Annotated in this window: 4 protein-coding genes; 1 reads left to right on the top strand and 3 read right to left on the bottom strand. The window is 73.0% G+C overall.

Annotated features, from left to right (window positions below; genetic code table 11):
* Positions 1-120: 120 nt before the first annotated feature.
* The 3 genes from FAF44_RS52755 to FAF44_RS52745 form a co-directional block, all read right to left on the bottom strand.
* The gene (locus tag FAF44_RS52755; protein ID WP_237111049.1) at positions 121-465 is read right to left on the bottom strand and encodes an STAS domain-containing protein; all 345 of its coding nucleotides are present in this window, start codon (positions 463-465) and stop codon (positions 121-123) included.
* A 144-nt stretch (positions 466-609) separates the two neighbouring features.
* Positions 610-1215 carry a TetR/AcrR family transcriptional regulator gene (locus tag FAF44_RS52750; protein WP_237111048.1) on the bottom strand — a complete coding sequence of 202 codons (606 nt, stop codon included), beginning with the start codon at positions 1213-1215 and terminating at the stop codon, positions 610-612.
* Between the two features lie 9 nt (positions 1216-1224).
* On the bottom strand, positions 1225-2148 hold the full coding sequence (locus tag FAF44_RS52745; RefSeq protein ID WP_237111047.1) for an alpha/beta fold hydrolase: 924 nt from the start codon (positions 2146-2148) through the stop codon (positions 1225-1227).
* Between the two features lie 108 nt (positions 2149-2256).
* Here FAF44_RS52745 and FAF44_RS52740 point away from each other — a divergent pair, with 108 nt between their 5' ends.
* Positions 2257-2676, top strand: a complete 420-nt coding sequence (locus FAF44_RS52740) for an archease (protein ID WP_237111046.1) — start codon at positions 2257-2259, stop codon at positions 2674-2676.
* The last annotated feature ends 23 nt before the right edge of the window (positions 2677-2699 follow it).

Below are 2699 nucleotides of genomic sequence, written 5' to 3'. Positions count from 1 at the left end.
ACCCCGACGGAGACCCCGACGGAGACCCCGACAGAGACCCCGGCCTCCTGACCTGACCCGCTCCCCGTCCCCGGCGGTCCCCCGCGTCCGCCGGGCACGACACCGCCAGGACCGGCCCCGTCAGAGTGCGCGCAGCTCGGCGACGGCCTCCGCGAGCACGGGCCGCAGCTCCAGCACACGATCCAGCCCGCGCTGCCGGAAGACCGCCCGAATCAGGTCACCCGCGCCGCACACCAGCGCCCGTCCGCCCGACGCCCGCGCGTGCTGGTGCATGGCGATCAGGACGGTCAGCCCGTACGAGTCCGCCGAGGTCAGGGCGCTCAGATCGATCGCGACCCGGGGCAGCGCCCGAGCCAGCGCGGCCTGGAGCAGAGGGCAGGTGTCCATGTCGAGCTCACCGGTGACGGTCACCACGGTGACGCGGGAGTCGAGGTGGACTTCGGTGATCCGCAGGCGTTCCGTCACGGGCCGCCTCGCCGACGCGCCCCTGCCAACCAGTTGATCACCATGACGACTCTATCCCGGCCCGGGGTGTGCACCGTCCGTGGTTGCCGCGCGCCTACCCTTTCTTGACGCCTCCGAGCGCGGCCCGCGCCGATCGCCGCCGGGTCAGGCCGGCGCCGGCCCGAACAGGCGATCCAGGTGATAGTCGATGATCTTCGCGGCGGCCTCGTGGCCGCGCTGCCCGCTCAGCACGCTGGAGGTCAGACCGTTGGCGAGCGCCAGCAGACCGGCCACTTCGGTACGCGGGTCACGATCGGGGGTGATCTCCCCGGCCTGCTGGGCGGTGGTGAGCCGGACGGTGAGGAAGTTCTCCAGCGTGTCGGGCAGGGTGACCCCGACCGCGGCGAGCGCGGGGTCGGTGAGGGCGGCGGTGTAGTAGGCGTTCCAGGCCATGGAGTCCAGGCGGCTCTGCTCGTCGGAGGGCAGGACCACGTCGAGGACGGCGGCGAAGACGCCCCGCGGTGTCAGCTCGCCCGCGCCGGCGGTCCGCTGCTTGAGCCGGCGGTCCATCCGGGCGCCCAACTCGGTGAGGCCGGATTCGAGCAGGGCCTGCTTGTTCGTGAAGTAGTACTGAACGACCCGCAGCGAGACGCCGGCCTCGGCGGCGATCTCACGCATCGACACCGCCTGCAGGCCGCGAGTGCTGGCGATGCGCAGCAGCGCCTCGGTCAACCGGCGGCGCCGCTCATCGTGATCCACCTTTCTGGGCATTGCCGTTTCCTACCTGTCGTCCGTGCCGTGCTCCGGCGTCGTGCTCCCGGGCCGCGCCGGGCCGGGAAAGGTGCGGATCCGCTCGGCGACCAGGTGCGGAGCTTCGACGGGCAGCGAGTGTCCGGTGCCGGGGACGATCTCCACCCGCCATGACGGTGCGATCTCGGCCAGCCGGGCGGCCACCGCCTGCGCGTCGTGCAACGTGCTGCGGGCGCCCAGCAGCACCTGTACGGGCACGGACACCTCACGTATCTGCTCGTCGGTATAGGCGGGCGGGATGAGCACGCGCCGGCGGAAGGAGAAGCCGGCCCGCATCAGCCTCACGAGCCCATCCTCGCGCAGCACCCCGTTGCTCACGACGTCAGCCATGCGGTGTCGCAGCGGACGCGGCAGCATGGAGGCGATGGCGCCGGCGGCGGCCCACCGGACGAACCGCCCGGTGATCGGCGCGAATCCCCCCGGATCCACCAGCGTCAGCGCCGCGACCCGGCCAGGTCGCTGTTCCGCCGCGGCCCACACCGCGGTCCAGCCACCGGCGGAGAAGCCCGCCACATGGGCGCGCCCGGCCCCGACCGCGGCCAGGACGTCGGTGAGCCAGCCGCCGACCTCGGCACTGGTCGCGAGCGTGCGCCGCTGCACCGAGCGGCCTGGCTCGCCGAGCGGATCGACGGCGATGACCGGCCGCGTGCGTGCCAGCGGCTCGATGGAGCGGTACCAGCTCAGCGTGTTCCCGCCGGCGCCGGCCACCAGGACGACGGGGTCTCCCGTGGCGGGACCGGCCCGGTGGATCCGCACGCTGCCGGCGCGGGTCTCCACGTCGATGGCGTCCACCGGCACCGGCCACAGCTCGGCGAGCACCCGGTCATAGACGGCGTAGTACTTGTCACGGGCGGAGTCGCCGGCGAAGGCGGACGGCCGGTCAGGAACGCGCATGGTATCCCCACCTCCCATATGGATACATTCGTATCCTAACGGGCGGCGGGCGAGGCCGCGACGGCATTTCCTGGAGGCGTTTTCGCCGTCGTCTGATGGAGTGGCGGCATGAGCCGAGGTCATCGCACGGTCCCGCACACCGCCGACATCGCCTTGGAGGCGTGGGCCGACGATCGCGACGCGTGCCTGGCCGAAGCGGTACGGGCACTGGTGGAAACCTTCGCCGACCTCGGCCCGGCCGCCGACGCCCCCTCCGGCCGCGAGGTGGACTTTCCCGCGACGGCCGTCCGGGAGGGCGGTGCGGCGCTGCTGGTCGCGCTCCTGGAGGAGGTCATCTACCAGGTCGAGGTGCACGGACGCGTCGTGGTGGACGTCCGGCCCGGACGGGAGGGCGGGCTGCGGCTGTCCACCGTCCCGGCGGGCACGGTGGAGCAGGTGGGCGCGATGCCGAAGGCGGTCACCACGCACGGCCTCCGCTTCGACCGGACGGGCGGGCAGTGGCGGGCCAGAGCCGTCGTGGACGTGTGACCACGCCCCACCCACCGATCACC

The organism is Nonomuraea sp. MG754425, assembly GCF_021699195.1.
In the GTDB taxonomy this organism is placed as follows: domain Bacteria; phylum Actinomycetota; class Actinomycetes; order Streptosporangiales; family Streptosporangiaceae; genus Nonomuraea.
Note: the sequence above shows the minus strand (reverse complement) of the source record. Positions and strands in the feature narration are given on the sequence as shown.